Raw genomic sequence first — 16,344 nt, 5'->3', positions numbered from 1 at the left:
ATCCTCAGTCCTGCAGTTCGGTCTGGCGTTCGACAGGGTCGATCAGCACGGCTTTCTGCTGGCGTACCAGCAGGTCGAGAATTTCATCCTGGCGTTCGCCAAGAATCCCGTTGAAGCTGATGCCGCTGGATTTGGTCGGGGCGAGCATCGATACGCGATACAGCTCGACGCTCAAGGGCGAGTCGATGGACAGCGGGCCGCTGCCGTTGCCGGCCAGTTCGCCGCCAACGATGATCAGCGAGACCTGGGCGTCGAACGGGTCGAGCTTGATGTCGCGGTCGGTATCGCTCAGGTCCTTGATGTGGCCGTACACGCCGGTCAGGCCGTTGGCCATGGCCAGGTTTTCGTAGAGGCGGACGTTCACGCTGTTACGAATGCGGATGCCGTGGCGACGGTTGCTGATCACCTTGTTGCCATACAGCAGGTTGTCGGCACTCTCGTAGAGGGTGATGCCGTCGGTGTGGTTCTTGTAGATCTCGTTGTAGGCGACCAGGTTGTTGACGCTGTTCCGGTCGATCACCAGGCCCGACAGCTTGTTGTCGTAGCTGCGGTTGTTGAAGATGAAGCTGTCGTTGACCTCACGGGAAATGATGATCCCGTGCTTCTTCTTGGTTCCGTACACGGTGTTGTCGGCGATGATCAGGCCGTGGGAGCGGTCATGCGGGTCAATGCCGTAGACGATGTTGTCCTTGTAGGTATTGCCCTTGACCACGAAGCCTTCGGTTTCGTAGCAGTAGAAGCCGTACCACATGTCCGAGAACTCGGAGCCGACGATCCAGCCGGTCGGTTCGGCGCGCTTGAGCACCTTGGCCATGTTCGGCGTGTATTGGGAAATACTCACGCCGTAGGACTTGCTGTTGGCGTAGCCGAAACTGGCGAGCTTGCTGTTGGCGATGTAGGTCTCGGTGCCGCCCCAGGACAACAGGAACGGACGGAATTCCTTGGGCGACTTGAAGGTCGCCGGGCCATTTTCCTTCTCGCGCCAGCCGGTGATTTTGGTATCACGCACGAACAGCTGGCCGTCGTTGACCAGGAACGAGCCGGCCTCCTGGGACAGGCGCAGTTCCTGGGTCTGCTGGTCGATTTCGAGGATGCCTTTTTCACCGACCACGATCGGCAACTTCGCCAGGTAAACCCCCGGCGAGGTTTCGCTGAAGTACTGCTTGGGCAGCTTCTTCGCCAGGTCCTTGAGGTTCATGTAGCCGTCGTCGATGAAGATCGCCTGGGGGATGCCGTGCTGGCGCACTACCCATTCGGCCATCTTGTTATCGCCGCCGATGAAATCCTTCAGGGCGTTTTCCTGCATCATCCGGCGCACGCTGACTTTGCCGGCCTTGGTGCGAACGATCTTGGCGGCAATGGCTTCGGCGGTGTAGCCGGAGGTGTCCGGCAGCTTGGGTTTTGCCAGCTCCAGCGGCGCAGTCGGCGCACTGGTAACGGTGTAGGTTTTGGCCTGTTGCAGTTCCTTGCCCATGGTCACCGGCTTGCTCGCCGGCTCCACGTTGGCGAAGGCGGCCGCGCTTGCCAGCAGCATCGCGCCGGCCAGCAAGGTGATTGAACCTCGCTTCGGATTGTTCATGTCGGGCACTCCCTTCGCAGTTGGCATCAGAAGCGCCAGATCACGTCGATGAACGCACGGTGCATGTACGAGTCGACGTCCTTGCCATACGCATCACCCGGCTTGAACACGCCGCCACGAAAACGCACGAGGGCCGAAGGCTCGTCGATGGACTGGCTCAGGGAGGCTGGCAGCAAGCCTTGCTTGAAGTACTTGGTGACCACCAGGTCCATCTCCTGACCCAGGTCCTTGGTGCCGTCTTCCAGTGGCAGGGAAGTGCTGGAGAGCACCGCACCGGTGACGTCGTCGGTGTCGTTCTGTACCGCATTGATGCCGTTGCTGCCGACCGGCTTGTTGCCGTCGACGCGCCAGAACTTGTGGTAGATCAGGCTGGCGTCGTATTCGTCGTTGAGCATCCAGGAACCGAACAAGGTGGCGGTCTGCATGTTGTTCATTTCGCCGCGGAACGCTTCGCCGAAACGGTGCACGCGCGAACGGGTACCGGTGTAGTTCGAGCGGTTGCTTTCCAGGCCGTTCTGTTCGTAATCGGCGCTGGCGCGGGCGTAGGCGGCACCGACTTGCCATTGCTGATCGAGGCGCAGGCGCACGCCAATGTCGGTGGCCCAGCCGTTGAGGTCTTCACCACGCTTGGCTTCGGCCGGACGGGTGCCGTCGGCATTCAGCGCATTGACCGTGTCGGTGTCGCCGCTCATGCCGGTGATGCTGCCCCAATAATTGAGGGTGTTGGTGTTGCGGTAGTTATAGGCGTCGCTGTCGGCGGTGAGGCCCAGCCAGCTGATGTCGCCGTTCTGCTGCTTGTCCAGCGAGTCGCCCGCTACACCCGGTTCCGGGTAGTCGAGCTTGCCGTCGTCGTGGGTGTGGTGACCGCGAACGCCGACCCAGTTGCCCGGTGTCCACTGATAGGCCGCGTCGGCATAGGCGTGCAGGCGATCCTTGTCCTTGGGCGCGAGTTCCTTGAGGTCGGTGCGGTATTCGCTGAAGCGTTCGGCAACGCCGACGTTGGCGCGCAACAGGGTGGTATCGAAGGTCCAGTTCAGCGCTTCGATATTGGTGTCGCGCCATTGGCCGTCGTCGTTGCGCAGGCGCTGGCGCCCCAGCTTCAACTGCTCGCCCGGGTAAGGCGTGAGGCCGCTGTAGCCGACCCAGAACTCGCGCATGGCCAGGTAGTTCTTCTTGGTCTTGCGATCACTGTTGTCGGTGGTCTGGGTGCCGTCGCTATCGGACTGCTGCAGGGTGTCGGTTTCGATGATGTCGGTGGACGTCACCGCCTGACCCATGGCGTAGGCGCTCCACGCGCCGCTTTCGCCGTAGATCCAGGGGCGCAGGTCCAGGCCCACACCGCTGACGTCGCCGCCGCTGGCGGTACCCAGGTCACGGTCGTCCTCGGACTGGCCGGTGATTTTCACGTCCAGGCCGTAGTTCTGGGTTTCAGTCAGTGCCGCCAGGGTCGGGCACGACCACAGCAAGGCGAACGTCAGGCCAATGCCGGCCTGCACAAAGGGATTCAACTTCATAGGGATTCCTCGCCGTCTTCTTCTTGCAGGGCGTGCAGTTGCAGCGTGTTCTGGCTCAAGGCACCACGAACGGCCTGTTCCTGTTTCAACAGGCGTTGGGCCTCGGCGAGCTGGGCAGGCGGCAGTTGGGCTTCGAGTGTTTGCGCAAGCTCGGTGGCTTGAGGGGTGTCTTGAACCTTGGCCAGCTGGCTGAAGACATAGGCATTGAGCGGGTTAGGCTTGGTGCCCTTGCCTTGGGAGAACAGCTGGGCGATGGCGAAGTCGGCGCTGTTCTGGCCATTGCGCGCAGCGGTCAGCAGGTGGTCCAGGGCCTTTTGCGAATAGACTTTGCCCAGGTAGCCACGGCGATAAATCTGGCCGAGGTAGTAATCGGCTGCCACTTCGCGGCCGACGGCTTTCTGGAAGTGTTCTTCGGCTGCCTTGGCGTCGGCCGGGACCATCTTGCCTTCGTAGTAGAGCTTGCCCAGCAACAGTTCGGCGCGCGGCTGATCGGCGGCGCGGCCGTTGTCCAGGTACTTCATCATCGTGTCGACGTCGCCCAGTTCCGGGAAGTCGTAGAGCAGTTGCGCCAGGCTGACCCAGGAAGCGGGGTAGCCGGGGGCGATGCCTTCGAGCAGCGACTGGGCGGTTTTCTCGTCGGTAGTCCCAAGGGTTGCATCGCCGAGGACGCGGGCGACGCTGTCCACTCGCTGGGCGGAAACCGTGCCGCGGGCATGGGCGGCTTGCATCTGCTTGATCAGCTCGGCCTGTTGCTCGGGCTTGGCCTGTTTCTGATAGACCGTGGCCAGCTCGACGTAGCAGATGTCGGTGGTATTGAGCGCGGCTTTGCAGATGCTCTCGACTTCGTCCAGGTGCTGGTCGTAAGTGCCTTGGGTGCGATACAGCAGCACCTGGGCCAGACCGGCTTCAGGCTTGCCTTCGGCGCGCCATTGGCTGATCTGCTGTTGCGCGTTGACGTCCGGGAAGCTGTGGGGGTATTGCAGGTACAGCATGGCCAGTGGAATCAGGGTATTGCCCTGGCCATTGGCCGAGGCTTTCTTCAACAGGCCTTCGGCTTCGTGCTGTTCGGCTTCGGTGGAACCGGGCTTGGCCACCAGCAGGCGACCCAGGCGCGCCTGGGCCCGCGGCGAGACATCGACGGCCGCGCGATAAGTCGCCTCGGCCTGCCGGATCTGCGCCGGGTCACGGCTGTCGACCTGGATATCGGCGAGGCCTACCTGGGCTTCGCTGTAGCCGAGGTCGGCCAGTTGCTTGTAATTCTGCTGGGCCAGGGCGGTGTCGCCGCGCTTGAGGGCTTCGTTGGCCAGGCGCTGGTCGGGCAGGCCGGCGCAGCCAGCGAGGCTGACCGCCAGGGCCAGTGCACACATCGCACCCCTGTGGGAGCCAGCCTGCTGGCGATTCAAGCGGCTCGGTGCATCAGACAAACCGCAGCGATCCCATCGCGAGCAGGCTCGCTCCCACAGGGATTGCGGTGTTCTGAGGATAAGTGGAATCGTCACGGGCATGTCCTCCGGTTACAAACCAGCAGCCATGGCTTTGTCGATCAGCCAGTTCAGGTTTGGGCCACGGTCGCTGTTCACTTCAACCGGGCGACCGGCGAACTTGCTGTCCAGCGGCTCGTCCGGCTGGATCAGGACGCGGATGTCGGAGGACAGGTCGGCGCTTTTCAGGCTGGTGCTGCTGACGATCTTGCCGGTGCGGGATTTGTCTTCGCCGGCGATCTGGAAGCTGACCTGGGTACCCGGGCGCACGTCGCTGAACTGGCGGTACGAGAACCGCGCTTCGACGTTGGCTTCGCTGTTGCGCGGTACCAGTTGGAAGATCACGTCACCCTTACTGGCGTACTGACCGTCGGCAACCAGTTGCTGCGACACGGTGCAGTCGCACGGCGAGGTCAGGGTGCCGGTCATTTGCTTGCCGAACAGCTCTTCAACCTTGGCCGGCTGCAGCTGGTCTTCTTCCAGATGGCCCTTGAGCACATCGAGCATGCTGGTGCTGAAAGTCGCCAGTGGGGCGCCTTTGGCGGCGATGCCGTCGGCCTTGATCAGGCTCTGCACGGTGCCGTCGCGGGGCATGGTGATGTTCATGCCCGGCACGCTGACCAGACCCGCCTGGGCGTGGCTGACGAAGTACATGCCGTACACCGACTTGAAGATGAAACCGAACGCCGTGAGGCCGACGAGGAAAATCGCCAGGCTGAACGTCACCGCACGCAAACGCCCGAACGGGGTCATGCCGTGGCCGCCGTCCTTCATTTTGCGCGCCTTGGTGAAGTTGTCGCGCTGCAGGGTCGCCAGTACTTCACCCATGCTGACGATGTCGCCGGACAGGTGCGAAGTGATCAGGTGACGCAGAGTCGAGATGTCCTGCGGTTCCAGGTTCTGGAACTGGCAACCGGCGCGACCGGTCTGGCGATCGAACGAGCGCACTTGCAGTTCCACGTCCATGGCCAGGCCGAGGTTGTCGATCACGAATTGCAGGCGAGCCTTGTGCACGTCGCCGATCTTCAGCGGCAGCTGGCCGGCGTTGAAGGCCAGGCCTCCGGCGGAAAGGTCGAGGACCCGGGCTTCAATCGGGGTCCGGTCGGGACCGAAGAAACGCAGCTTCGCCGGGATTTTCACGCGGGCGTGTTGGCGCTGGGCTTCTGATTCGTGCACTACGTTGGCGTTGACGGCGGTATTCATATAGGCGATTTCCTGGTTAATTCAATAAGGGGGCGGTCAGACCATCATCAGCAGCACGGCGACAAAAATGCTGCCGGCGGAGAAGGTCATGGTCCGAGACGACCAGGTGTTGAACCAACGTTGAAAGCTGGCGAGATCACGGGTCAGTTTGGTGTCCTGGCGGGTCCAGGATTGTTGGTCGAGGCGGAAGAACACGTAGATCTTCACCAGCGCGCCGACGATCTGGTTGTAATAGAGGATCGCCGGGTAGGCCGGGCCGATCTTGTGACCCGAGCACGACAGCAGCAGGGTCAGGATCAGGCGGGTGATGCCGATCCACAGCAGGTAGACCAGGATGAACGCGGTGCCGTACTTGAAGCTGGCGATGATGGCCACGGTCAGGCCCAGCAGCGAGGTCCACATCGATACGCGTTGATCAAACAGCACCACCGAAGTGAACAGGCCGAGGCGTTTGACCCCCAGGCCCAGGGCGCGAGCGTTCTGGCGCAGGTTGTTGCCGTACCAGCGGAACATCAGTTTGCGGCTGGCCTTGATGAAGCTCTTTTCCGGCGGGTGTTCCACGGTGTGGATCGCCGCGTCCGGCACGTAAAACGTGTCGTAGCCCAGGCGCATCAGGCTGAACCAGCTCGACTTGTCGTCACCAGTGAGGAACTTGAAGCGGCCCAGGCGCCAGTGTTGCAACGAGTCGCTTTCCACGTCGGCGATGAAGTCCGGGTCGGTCACCACGGTGGCGCGGAACACCGACATCCGGCCGGTCATGGTCAGGACGCGCTTGGACAGAGCCATCGAGCACATGTTGATGTGGCGCTGGGCGAAGCGCAGTTTGTGCCACTCGCTCATGATGTAGCCGCCGCGCACTTCGCAGAACTCGTTGGTGGTCAGGCCGCCGACGTTGCCAAACAGCTGGAACCACGGCACGGTCTTGAGCACCACGCCCTCGGCGAGCACGGTGTCGCCATCGACCACGGCGACAACCGCACGGTCGTCCGGCATGTGCCGGGAGATCGCACGGAAACCGTAGGCCAGGCCATCACGTTTGCCGGTGCCGGGAATGCGCACGAAGTCGAGCTTGACCCGCTCTGGCGGGTTCATCCGCAACCAGAGGCTTTTGACCAGCAGCTCATCGGACATTTCCACGATGGAGCAGACCACGGTGGTCGGCAGGCCGCAGTCGATCGCTTCGCGAATCACCGAGCTGTAGACCTGGGCGGTGGTCAGCGCGTCGATACGGAAACTGGTAACCATCAGGAAGACGTGGGACGGGTCCGCCGCCTTGCCCAGCTTGCGCACTTTGCGGCGCAGGTGCGGGTAGACCACGTACAGAAACAGCATGCCGCGCAGAAAGTGCGTGGCACCCATCGAGTAGCGCCAGATACCGACGATACCGATCAGGAAGATGAAGTCCTTCGACTCGGAGTCGAACGTGGACACAGGCAGCGCCATGGCGATGCCCATCAAAATAGTGAGGTAAAACAGCCAGCCGGCGGCCTGAAGTAGGCCGTGCTTTAGCCTGTGCATAATCTGCATCCGTCTCGATCTCGGGCGAGCCTGTGGGGTGGCCCGATGGGGTTAAGGCAGGCTTACAAAAAACTTGCAAGGTTACGGGTGACACCGATCTTTTCGGGTTCACTCGAAACCCGGGTGAACCTGTGTAGGAGCTGCCGAAGGCTGCGATCTTTTGATCTTGATCTTTCAGGGTTCGCTCAGAACTCAAGTGACCCTGAAAAGATCGCAGCCTCGTTTCACTCGTCAGCTCCTACGACGGGTTCGCACAGTTGTTGCGCGGCGCCGAAGAGATGCCTTGCGGTTACCAGCAGATGCCTTCGGTGCGATCTTTGACGCTGGTGGCCTGGGACATGAAGCCAACCAGGTCGACCACTTGCTTGCCGTGCGGAGCGTTCTGCGCCAGGGCGCGGAATTTCTCGTCACGGTTGCCGAGGATGATCACGTCGGAGTTGTTGATCACATCGTCGAAGTCGGAGTTGAGCAGGGACGAGACGTGAGGGATCTTCGATTCGATGTAGTCCTTGTTGGCACCGTGGACACGGGCGTACTCGACGTTGCTGTCGTAGATGCTCAGGTCGTAACCCTTGCCGATCAGCATTTCGGCCAGGTCGACCAGCGGGCTTTCGCGCAGGTCGTCGGTGCCGGCCTTGAAGCTCAGGCCCAGCAGGGCGACTTTGCGTTTGTCGTGGCTGGAAACGATGTCGAAGGCGTTCTGTACCTGCGACACGTTGCTGCGCATCAGCGAGTTCAGCAGCGGCGCTTCGACGTCCAGGGAACCGGCGCGGAAGGTCAGGGCGCGCACGTCCTTGGGCAGGCAGGAACCGCCGAAGGCGAAGCCAGGGCGCATGTAGTACTGGGACAGGTTCAGTGTCTTGTCCTGGCAGACCACTTCCATCACTTCACGACCATCGACACCGACGGCCTTGGCAATGTTGCCGATCTCGTTGGCGAAGGTCACCTTGGTGGCGTGCCAGACGTTGCAGGTGTACTTGATCATCTCGGCAACCGCGATGTCCTTGCGGATGATCGGCGCGTCGAGCTCTTCGTACAGCGATTGCAGGACGTCGCCCGAGGCTTTGTCGAATTCGCCGATGACCGTCATGGGCGGCAGGTCATAGTCGGCGATCGCGGTGCTTTCACGCAGGAACTCAGGGTTCACTGCAACGCCGAAGTCGACGCCGGCTTTCTTGCCGGAGCAGTCCTCGAGGATCGGGATGACAACGTTTGCGACAGTGCCCGGCAGTACGGTGCTGCGAACCACGATGGTGTGGCGGGTGGTCTTGTCACGCAGGACAAAACCGATCTCGCGGCACACAGCCTCGATGTAGTTAAGTTCCAGGTCGCCGTTTTTCTTGCTCGGTGTGCCGACGCAGATCATCGACAGGTCGGTGTCGCGAATCGCTTCGGCGAAGTCGGTCGTGCCGCGCAGTTTGCCGGTATCGATGCCCTTGCGCAGAAGTTCGCCCAGACCCGGTTCAACGATCGGCGATTTGCCGGCGTTGATCATATCGATCTTGTCTTTGGCAACATCGACGCCAACCACGTCGTGGCCCCGTGCAGACAGGCAGCCGGCACAGACAGCGCCCACGTAACCCAAACCAAATATGCTGATGCGCATCGCAAATTACCTCAGTGTTTTATCAAGCCATTACATGGCCGGAGTTAATGGTGTTCAGCGGTCAAAGTGCACTCGGAAGTACGGCATACAAGCGCCGCCGTGCCGCGTACAGGCATATAAGTTCCGAGTGTCTAAATAAGTGCACTCAAGGTGTGCGTAACTAGGCTTTATTGTTATGGCTTGCCCTGTCATGCAGCGGATCCTCGGCTCAGAGGACCTTCGTGCAAAGGTCTTGCGCGCTCGATGCCAGGCGAAAGGCCCGTAGATCAAGCGGTTGGGTGCTCAGGCGAGCACGTTTATAGGGGCGCAGCCTTGGCCTTTCAGGGGATAGCAGTGTGGCTTATCTCCAGTCCTTTCAGTGTTGCCCAAATGAGCGATTAGTTAGCGCTAGTTCATGTGACAACTTCGCTGCATGAATCCCTTATCTGCGTAAGTTATCTCGTACAACCTCACGGATAATCGTTACCGGTGGTATGAGCGACGCATGTGGACATAGTTCCTGTCCGCCCATCGCGAAATCTGAAATTTCTTGAAATATAGAGAAAGATGGCACTGCTCTCATATTGATAGCACTTGCCGTCTCGCCCTTTATATATAGGCGTATAATTGCCGGGGATAGTTTTGTGCCACTACAGAGAAAAATTTTCGGTGCCACTACTGAAAAAAAACGTCGACGTCGAGTGAAACAAAAGTTAGGGGAGGGCGCGCTGTATTTTTGACGCCAGAATGTCGGCGATTCGGTGAGGGATTGTCAGACGATCAAACGTCGGCGCACGGAGATCGTGCGCCGAGCCGGTGCATCACTCGGGAGCGTGATCGCGAAGGAATACCAGGTTGTCCGGTTTAGACTGCTCGGCACTGAACCGATAGCCCTGGACGTCGAACTGCTTGAGCGCCAGCGGATCGTTGATGCGCTCTTCAATGACGAAGCGGCTCATCATTCCGCGGGCTTTTTTTGCGTAGAAACTGATGATCTTGTACTGGCCGTTTTTCAGGTCCTTGAACTCGGTATTGATGATGCGTGCGTTCAAGGCGCTGCGTTTGACGGCCGAAAAATACTCGTTGGAGGCCAGGTTCAGCAGCACGTCATCGCCCTGGTCGGCCAAGGCTTCGTTCAACCATTCGCTGATGCGCGTGCCCCAGAAGGCATACAGGTCCTTGCCACGGGCGTTTGCCAGTTTGGTGCCCATCTCCAGCCGGTACGGTTGCATCAGGTCCAGGGGGCGGAGCAGGCCGTACAGACCCGAGAGCATGCGCAAGTGTTCCTGGGCGTAATCGAAATCGGCTTCGCTGAAGGTTTGCGCGTTCAGCCCGGTGTAGACATCACCCTTGAAGGCCAGCAAGGCCTGTTTGGCGTTTTCCGGGGTGAATGCAGGCGTCCAGCTGCCAAAGCGCGCGGCATTGAGGCCGCCGATCTTGTCGGAGACGTGCATCAGCTCACTGATCTGCGCGGGCGTGAGGTCGCGCAATTGCTGGATCAGTTCCTGGGAATGGTCGAGGTACTGCGGCTGGGTGAAGCGCTGGGTGGCCGGCGGTGTTTCGTAGTCGAGGGTCTTGGCGGGGGAAATCACCATCAGCATGAAGTCGTCTCCTTTAATCGTGGGGGCGATTCTAGGGGGTTGTCTGCGTTGACTCCAGCTATGGGTGTGATAGGTGATCGGTGGTGTCATGGAAAAAGATCGCAGCCTCGTTTCACTTGGCAGCTCCTACGGATCGGGTTCACCGGGGATTGGGTGTGCTCCTGTAGGAGCTGCCGAAGGCTGCGATCTTTTGATCTTCCCGATATATAGTGCCGCGCGGGTTTTGTTATGGAGACATCCCATTGCGTATCGTTTTTCTGGCCCTCGCCTGCCTTTTAAGCCTCGGCGCCACAGCGGCACCCGGCGAGGTGGCGACGCTCGACCGCAGCACCTGGCCCGAAAAGCTCGGCAACCCGACCCTGTTCGACGTCGCGTCGCGCGCCGAAATCCTCATGTTCGCGCGGGTGCTGCTGGCCAGTGAGTCCATGGACGACGCCAGCCTGACCCAACGCCTGGGCCTGCGCACGATCAATTCGGACGCCGTCCATCAACTGCGCGAGCGCCTGTGGCAGCGCCTGCTGGCCAACTACAACTTCGCCCAGCAAAGCTGCGATCAGGACGCCTCGTTCTGCTTTCTGGTAGAGGACATGGCGACGCTGCGCGAACAGGCCGCCAAGTTCCAGGTCAGCGATGACAGCTACTACATCAAATGGGCCGAACCGAGTCGCCTGTTCCACGCTCAGTACCTCGACGAACTGTTGCGCAAGGCTGCGCTGTTCCCGCAAACCACCAGCGAAGTCGATCGTTTTGGCGACTATGAGCGCAACGGCGAGGGCATGCACGACCGGCTGTTTCTGCTGACCTTCGACAGCGCCGCCAACGCGGTGCCGGACAATACCGCCTGGGTGACCGAGTACCTGCGCAAGGCGAACATCAGCGCCACGTTCTTCGTGCTGGGCAAGGACATTCAGGCGCGACTCGCCGAGCGTTCGGTGTCCAGCCTGCAAGCGACTTACTCACAACAGTGCATCGGCGTGCAGGGTTGGGAGTTTCGCTCCCACAGCCACTGGCAGGACTGGCAGGACTCGGTAAGGCGCAGCGCCGACCTGGTCAAAAGCAAGCTGCCGGAAAACTACGTGCCGCTGTTTCGCCCGCCGGACGGCCAGCGTCGCGCGGACGCGGCAGCCTTCTTCAAAGCGCAGGGCCTGCAGGTGGCGCTGTGGGACATCGACGCCCAGGACGGCGCGGGCAAGCTCAAGGCCAATCAGGCCGCACAACGGGTGCTGACGCTGATGCTGCTGTGGCGCCACGGGGTGATCAATTTCAATGTGAAACAGGATGCAGTGAAAACTGCGCTGCCCTGGCTGATCACGCAAACGGCGGCCAGCGGGATCGGTTGGGACGACTGTCAGGACGGTTTTCGCTGAACAGGAAAAAAGCCCGTAAACATTGGGCGAGGGGCGAATTCTCGAGAGATTTCGATGCAGGCGAACTTCCGACTTTAACGGCACATTGCCTGCACGCCAAGGGCTTTTCGTCACTCTGAAAAATAAACTTCAAAAAAGCGTCAAAGTACTTTTTCCTGTCACCTGTTTTGGAGTATTACGAAGACAGACCGCCGAAACCTGCAACACAGGTGGCGTCTCCCAAGACCCAATTGTGTGTGCAGTTCACTTGATCCCTCGCAGGTGAATTCGGTGGCTACTTCGAGGCGCAGCACTGTCATGGTATTGCGTCGATTGGCTCCCACAAAGGTGACCGAGTATGGATGATCACGGACGTAGTTCTTCCTCCAACCAGCCTATCCTTTATGTACTCGATACCAACGTATTGATTCACGATCCAAACGCACTGCTCAACTTCGAAGAACACCACGTCGCCATTCCAATGACCGTGCTTGAGGAGCTGGACAAGCTCAAGAGCGGGCATCACAGCGTAGCCGCGGAATGTCGCCAGGCGATTCGCCTGATTGACAAGACACTGGGTGAAGCCAGCCCTGAAGACGTCGAACTGGGAGTACCGATCCAGCGGGGCAAAAGTGGGCCGAAGGGTCTGCTGTCAATTCTGATGAGCAAGCGGGCTGAGCCAAACATCATCCTGCCTGAACACCTGAACGACAACATCATCATCAACCAGCTGATCGACCTGCATGCGCGCGAGCCCAAGCTGCCAGTGGTGCTGGTCACCAAAGACATCAACATGCGCCTCAAGGCGAGAGCCTGTGGGATCGCATCCGAGGACTACAGCACTGACCAACTGGTCGACGATGTTTCGCTGCTGCCCAATGGTTACCACAACATGACCGGCTCCTTCTGGGATCTGGTGAAAAATGTCGAAACCCGCCAGGACCATGGCCGCACGTGGCATCAGGTGCGGATGATCGACAACTTGCCAGCGGTCCACATCAACGAGTTCATCATCGACGAGCAGGGCTTTGTAGGCTGGATCAAGGAGATCGACGAAGACAAGCTGCTGATTCTCGACCTGCACCAGGAACCCCTGTTGCACCAGGAAGCCTGGGGCCTGAAACCGCGTGACATCTACCAGAGCCTGGCGCTGTACGCCTTGCTCGATCCGGACATTCACCTGGTCAACCTGTCTGGCGCCGCTGGTTCCGGCAAGACCATTCTGGCGTTGGCCGCTGCGATCGAGCAGACCATGGTCAGCAAACGCTATCGCCGCATCATCGCCACCCGCAGTGTGCAGGGCCTGGACCAGGAGATCGGTTTCCTGCCTGGCACCGAAGCGGAAAAAATGGAACCGTGGCTCGGCGCAATCACCGACAACCTCGAAGCCTTGCACATGGATGACGAAAACACCCATGGCAGCGTCGACTACATCCTCAGCAAAGTGCCGTTGCAGTTCAAATCCCTCAACTACATCCGGGGTCGCAGCTTCCAGCAAAGCCTGATTCTGATCGACGAATGCCAGAACCTCACGCCGCACCAGATGAAGACCATCATCACCCGTGCCGGCGCGGGTTCCAAAGTGGTGTGCCTGGGCAACCTGGCACAGATCGACACCCCTTACCTGTCCGCGACCAGCTCCGGGCTGACGTACCTGACCGAACGCTTCAAAGACTTCCCCAATGGCGTGCACATCACCCTGCAAGGGGTGCCTCGTTCGATTCTGGCTGAATACGCAGAGACGCATTTGTAACCCCTCACCCAAACCGGGCGGCCCTAAGCCGCCCGTTTTGTTACCCGAATTTCGCGCCGAACGCCCCGTAGGAGCTGCCGAAGGCTGCGATCTTTTGATCTTGGTAGGAGCTGCCGAAGGCTGCGATCTTTTGATCTTGATTTTCAGATTGAAGATCAAAAGATCGCAGCCTTCGGCAGCTCCTACGGTGTTTGGCGGCAGCCTTGCAATCTTGCGTGCGAAAAATTGACCCGCAGGTTTACAATCGCCACTCCTGATCAGGAGTAACCCCGTGCTGACTCATCTCGATTCCCAAGGTCGCGCCAACATGGTCGACGTCACCGAAAAAGCCGTGACCTTCCGTGAAGCGACCGCCCAGGCGCTGGTGCGCATGCTGCCCGAAACCCTGCAAATGATCGTCAGCGGCGGTCACCCCAAGGGTGATGTGTTTGCCGTGGCGCGCATTGCCGGCATTCAGGCGGCGAAGAAAACCAGCGATCTGATCCCGCTGTGCCATCCGCTGATGCTCACCGGCGTCAAGGTGGAGCTCAGTGCCGAGGGCGACGACGCCGTGCGCATCGTCGCGCGCTGCAAGTTGTCCGGGCAGACCGGTGTCGAGATGGAGGCCCTGACGGCAGCCAGCGTCGCGGCACTGACGATCTATGACATGTGCAAGGCGGTTGACCGTGGCATGACCATCGAAAGCGTTCGGCTGCTGGAAAAAGTCGGCGGCAAGAGCGGACATTTCCAGGCGGAGCCGACATGAACATCACCGTGAAGTTTTTTGCCCGTTATCGTGAGGCGATGGGGGTCGATTCGCTGCAGGTCTCAGGGGATTTCGCCACTGTCGATGACGTGCGTGAATGTGTCGCCCGGCGCGACGGCGCGGTTGTGCTGACAGAGCAGAACCTGATGTGCGCCCGCAACGAAGACCTCTGCCAGCTTGATGAACCGCTGGTCGATGGCGATGAAGTGGCGTTCTTTCCGACTGTGACCGGAGGCTGAACCATGGCCATTCGCGTGCAGTGCGCGGCGTTCGATCCGGGTGCTGAAGTCAATGCCATGCAGGCTGCCAACGTGGGTGTGGGCGCAGTGGTGAGCTTTGTCGGCTACGTGCGCGACTTCAATGACGGGCTCGACGTGTCCGGGATGTTTCTTGAACACTACCCGGGCATGACCGAAAAGGCCTTGGGCAAGATTGCCCTGGAGGCTGAACAGCGCTGGCCACTGCTCAAGCTGGAAGTGCTGCACCGTATCGGCGCGCTGGAACCGGGGGAGCCGATCGTCTTCGTCGGGGCCGCCAGTGCCCATCGCCAGGCGGCGTTCGACGCCTGCGCCTTTGTCATGGACTACCTCAAGACCCGTGCACCGTTCTGGAAGAAGGAAAACACCAGCGACGGGCCGCGGTGGGTGGAAGGGCGGGACAGTGACCATGCGGCAGCGGATCGCTGGAAGCGGTAGATCCTCGTCGTCCTCAGATACGCCATCGCGGGCACGCCCGCTCCCACAGGTCTTGTGTTGCTTGCACAATGTGTGAGCGACGTTCATCCCTGTGGGAGCGGGCTCGCCCGCGAAGAGGCCATCAGCTTCGCCAATGAATTCAGCTTGGCACTCCTCCCGACCACCGGCCGATCCCCCAATTGACGATCAGTACACAAAAGTCCAGTATGGAATTATAAGTACAAAAAAATCGTCCCCCCAGTTCCAGCTTTTTCTTCTGTCTTGCCAAACCAACAACAACCCGCGAGAGAACGAATATGAAGCAATTCCCCCTCATCACCGGTCTGGCCCTGAGCCTGTTGGCGTGCAGCTCTGTGTTCGCCGCCGAGAAAACCCTGCGCATCGGCATTGAAGCCGCTTACCCGCCGTTTGCCTCCAAGACCGACAAGGGCGAGATCGTCGGTTTCGACTACGACATCGGCAATGCCCTGTGCGCGCAGATGAAGGCCAAGTGCGTTTGGGTCGAAGGTGAGTTCGATGGCCTGATTCCTTCGCTGAAAGTGAAGAAAATCGACATGGCCCTGTCGTCTATGACCATCAACGAAGATCGCAAGAAGTCGGTGGATTTCACCCACAAGTACTACTTCACCTCTTCGCGCCTGGTGATGAAGGATGGCGCAGTCGTGGATGATCAGTACGCCAGCCTCAAAGGCAAGAACGTCGGCGTGCAGCGCGCCACCACCACTGACCGTTACGCCACCGAGGTGTTTGAACCCAAGGGCGTCAACGTCAAGCGCTACAGCAACAACGAAGAGATCTACATGGACCTGGCAGCCGGTCGCCTCGATGCGATCTTTGCCGACACCATCCCGCTCAGTGACTTCCTCTCGATGCCTCGCGGCAAGGGGTATGCGTTCGTTGGGCCAGAACTCAAGGACCCGAAATATGTGGGCGAGGGCGCCGGGATTGCCGTGCGCAGGGGCAACACCGAACTGGTCAGCGAGCTGAACAGCGCCATCGACGGCATTCGCGCCAATGGCGAATACCTGAAGATTTCCGAGAAGTACTTCAAGTCGGATATTTACGGCGACTGAGCAAAAGCATCGCCAGCAGGCTGGCTCCCACAGTTTTGAATGCATTCCAGAGCGGTACAGCAGCCCGAGGCTCCCACAGTTGAGTGCATTTCAATGTGGGAGCCAGCAGGTTGGATCCCACAGTTTGAATGCATCCCAGAGCGGTACAGCAGCCCGAGGCTCCCACAGTTGAGAGCATTTCAATGTGGGAGCCAGCAGGTTGGATCCCACAGTTTGAATGCATCCCAGAGCGGTACAGCAGCCCGAGGCTC

13 protein-coding genes are annotated in these 16,344 nt (G+C 59.9%); 6 read left to right on the top strand and 7 right to left on the bottom strand.

Features of this window, described 5'->3' with window-relative positions; translation table 11 throughout:
- Positions 1-4: 4 nt before the first annotated feature.
- The 7 genes from algG to yaaA form a co-directional block, all read right to left on the bottom strand.
- Positions 5-1,579: a mannuronan 5-epimerase AlgG gene (gene algG, locus AAEZ05_RS08040; RefSeq protein WP_205892992.1), complete on the bottom strand. Its 1,575-nt coding sequence runs from the start codon at positions 1,577-1,579 to the stop codon at positions 5-7.
- A gap of 26 nt (positions 1,580-1,605) precedes the next feature.
- Entirely contained in the window at positions 1,606-3,093 is a 1,488-nt protein-coding gene (locus tag AAEZ05_RS08035) for an alginate export family protein (RefSeq protein WP_350646896.1), read from the bottom strand.
- Positions 3,090-4,592 (bottom strand): alginate biosynthesis TPR repeat lipoprotein AlgK, encoded by a 1,503-nt coding sequence (gene algK / locus AAEZ05_RS08030; RefSeq protein WP_350598982.1) that lies wholly within the window; start codon positions 4,590-4,592, stop codon positions 3,090-3,092. Before algK ends, AAEZ05_RS08035 begins: the two co-directional genes overlap by 4 nt.
- Before the next feature lie 15 nt (positions 4,593-4,607).
- The gene (locus AAEZ05_RS08025) at positions 4,608-5,777 is read right to left on the bottom strand and encodes an alginate biosynthesis protein Alg44 (RefSeq protein ID WP_045061373.1); all 1,170 of its coding nucleotides are present in this window, start codon (positions 5,775-5,777) and stop codon (positions 4,608-4,610) included.
- Between the two features lie 36 nt (positions 5,778-5,813).
- Entirely contained in the window at positions 5,814-7,295 is a 1,482-nt protein-coding gene (gene alg8 / locus AAEZ05_RS08020; RefSeq protein WP_412548515.1) for a mannuronan synthase, read from the bottom strand.
- A gap of 289 nt (positions 7,296-7,584) precedes the next feature.
- Positions 7,585-8,901, bottom strand: coding sequence for a nucleotide sugar dehydrogenase (locus AAEZ05_RS08015; RefSeq protein WP_045061371.1), 1,317 nt, complete (start codon positions 8,899-8,901; stop codon positions 7,585-7,587).
- 800 nt (positions 8,902-9,701) lie between these two features.
- The gene (yaaA, locus tag AAEZ05_RS08010) at positions 9,702-10,481 is read right to left on the bottom strand and encodes a peroxide stress protein YaaA (protein ID WP_350598980.1); all 780 of its coding nucleotides are present in this window, start codon (positions 10,479-10,481) and stop codon (positions 9,702-9,704) included.
- A gap of 242 nt (positions 10,482-10,723) precedes the next feature.
- Between yaaA and AAEZ05_RS08005 the strand changes: the two genes are divergently transcribed.
- The 6 genes from AAEZ05_RS08005 (at position 10,724) to aotJ (ending at position 16,093) form a co-directional block, all read left to right on the top strand.
- On the top strand, positions 10,724-11,848 hold the full coding sequence (locus AAEZ05_RS08005) for a polysaccharide deacetylase family protein (RefSeq protein WP_045062725.1): 1,125 nt from the start codon (positions 10,724-10,726) through the stop codon (positions 11,846-11,848).
- A gap of 337 nt (positions 11,849-12,185) precedes the next feature.
- Positions 12,186-13,580, top strand: a complete 1,395-nt coding sequence (locus tag AAEZ05_RS08000) for a PhoH family protein (RefSeq protein WP_045062722.1) — start codon at positions 12,186-12,188, stop codon at positions 13,578-13,580.
- Positions 13,581-13,851: 271 nt separating this feature from the next.
- On the top strand, positions 13,852-14,325 hold the full coding sequence (gene moaC / locus AAEZ05_RS07995; protein WP_045062721.1) for a cyclic pyranopterin monophosphate synthase MoaC: 474 nt from the start codon (positions 13,852-13,854) through the stop codon (positions 14,323-14,325).
- Complete coding sequence (gene moaD, locus AAEZ05_RS07990) at positions 14,322-14,564, top strand: molybdopterin converting factor subunit 1 (RefSeq protein ID WP_045062719.1); 243 nt, start codon at positions 14,322-14,324, stop codon at positions 14,562-14,564. The genes moaC and moaD overlap by 4 nt, the downstream gene beginning before the upstream one ends.
- 3 nt (positions 14,565-14,567) lie before the next feature.
- Entirely contained in the window at positions 14,568-15,020 is a 453-nt protein-coding gene (gene moaE / locus AAEZ05_RS07985) for a molybdopterin synthase catalytic subunit MoaE (RefSeq protein ID WP_205892999.1), read from the top strand.
- A 296-nt stretch (positions 15,021-15,316) separates the two neighbouring features.
- Positions 15,317-16,093 (top strand): L-arginine-binding protein AotJ, encoded by a 777-nt coding sequence (gene aotJ / locus AAEZ05_RS07980; RefSeq protein ID WP_350646895.1) that lies wholly within the window; start codon positions 15,317-15,319, stop codon positions 16,091-16,093.
- Positions 16,094-16,344 lie beyond the last annotated feature (251 nt).

Source organism: Pseudomonas sp. HY13-MNA-CIBAN-0226, from assembly GCF_040310305.1.
Classification (GTDB): Bacteria; Pseudomonadota; Gammaproteobacteria; order Pseudomonadales; family Pseudomonadaceae; genus Aquipseudomonas; species Aquipseudomonas gregormendelii.
Note: the sequence above shows the minus strand (reverse complement) of the source record. Positions and strands in the feature narration are given on the sequence as shown.